Genomic DNA, 1,593 nt, shown 5'->3' with positions numbered 1-1,593 from the left:
CAAATAGATGCCAGCGGACCACCCTTTCATTCATGCTCTGTCCTCCACTCAGCTTCAATACAGCAACTCCATTGAATACTATACCAAGGACGGCCATACCTAACATACCTGGAGCACAGATGGCATAGAGTGACGCAAGAATTTGTATATCAACACTTAACACAAAGGTAAGACCTGTCACCAGAACCCCTCCGGTCACCAAAGACCCTAACATCGAAAAGCGCCGATAGCCGTAGGTGAAACTATTGCTTGTCCTCCTACTAGATAATTTCTGCAGCTACCATGCCACGCCAAGCGAAACGCAGTCGCCAAAATCGTGTACGGCATCCGCTAAAATGGCTATACTGTTAGTCCATAATCCACCACCCACCTCGATGATGGTAAATACAAGGTTTAGAAAGAAAACAAGCTTGAGGCTAGATGTCGCATCATGCTGGTGATGATGTCCCATGACTTCTATCTATAGAGGACAATGCCTCACACCACAAGAAGGCTCTTTTCCATTTACTCGACGGTCGGGTCAACTAGCTTCATCTAGATGCCCTTCACTACCTTTCATCTCTGACTCGGCGGACTCACTGGTGGGTATGGAACGCGCAGGTTTAGCTTTCGCGCCTGCTGTTTTGCCTCTGGGTGTCCCGATGGTGGAATAAGTTAGCAGCCCGAGGAGTCCTAGAAAAAGTGCACATTTCTATCAAAATAAAAACACTCCCTGCGATCATAGCTTTAGTGATCGTTGGTCTTAGCCATGTATTGCTAGACGGTATCATACATAGTGACATCGAACCGCTCAGAGCTTTTGGCTACGACTACCCATTCTATAGGCTGATTAATATTTCCCACCTTCACTACATCCTCACATTCTGCGGGTTCGTGGGCATAGCACTGATGTTTATTCGATTTCGCTGGAAATAATTGGCGAAGCCTAAGTGGTGATCGAAACGTCATCCCCTTTTGAGGGGGTGTTGAAAAATCATCTCTCATCAGAGTTTATCCTCTAGGCACTGTTGCCACATAGAACACACCGAAGTTTCGTGTTGCAACATGAAGTCTCACTAAAATCTTATTCTCTTTTTACTTGCGCCAAGTGTACCACGTGAACTAGAACACCTATACACGAATGAGTGAATTTCCGTTACAGATAGAAATTGTGCCAGGATGTCCCGCCTACGAGCAGGTCATCCACGCTGTACACCGCGCCATTGCAGCAGGTTTACTCGTGGAGGGTGACGGTTTCCCATCTGTACGAGCTCTGAGTAAGATAGCTAAAATTAATCCTAACACTGCTCACAAGGTGGTGCAGGTCCTAGTTCAAGAAGGAACTCTTGAGGTACTTTCGGGGAGAGGGACGCGTGTGGCTCCCCAGCAAAAACGTAGTTCTATCGAACTTCAGTCAATGATTGGAGAGGCTCTCGATCATTTAGTAATCGAAGCCAAACGCATCGGATTCACCGAGGCTCAACTGAAAAAAACTCTCTCTGACACTTGGAAAAAACTCACCAAATAACCACTTTAACGCTCATGGAAAACCTCACTATCGATGTGCACGATCTGCACATAAACTTTGGAAAATACCCAGCATTGGTCGGACTC

2 protein-coding genes and 1 pseudogene are annotated in these 1,593 nt (G+C 46.3%); 2 read left to right on the top strand and 1 reads right to left on the bottom strand.

What is annotated here, in order from left to right; genetic code table 11:
• A pseudogene (locus ABGY95_RS06640) lies at positions 1-451 on the bottom strand (cation diffusion facilitator family transporter); the annotation flags it as partial.
• 182 nt (positions 452-633) lie between these two features.
• On the opposite strand from ABGY95_RS06640, the gene ABGY95_RS06635 reads away from it, so the two are divergent.
• Both ABGY95_RS06635 and ABGY95_RS06630 read left to right on the top strand, forming a co-directional pair.
• A complete protein-coding gene (locus ABGY95_RS06635; RefSeq protein WP_347440907.1) occupies positions 634-915 on the top strand; it encodes a hypothetical protein in 282 nt (93 codons plus the stop codon).
• Positions 916-1,120: 205 nt separating this feature from the next.
• Complete coding sequence (locus ABGY95_RS06630) at positions 1,121-1,507, top strand: GntR family transcriptional regulator (protein ID WP_347440906.1); 387 nt, start codon at positions 1,121-1,123, stop codon at positions 1,505-1,507.
• Positions 1,508-1,593: the final 86 nt, after the last annotated feature.

Source organism: Rubritalea sp. (assembly GCF_039830215.1).
Taxonomy (GTDB): Bacteria; Verrucomicrobiota; Verrucomicrobiia; order Verrucomicrobiales; family Akkermansiaceae; genus Rubritalea.
Note: the sequence above shows the minus strand (reverse complement) of the source record. Positions and strands in the feature narration are given on the sequence as shown.

What these genes read in the sequence shown, in the direction of transcription:
- ABGY95_RS06630 (WP_347440906.1), top strand. Translation starts at nt 1,121, where the DNA reads ATGAGTGAATTTCCGTTACAGATAGAAATTGTGCCAGGATGTCCCGCC.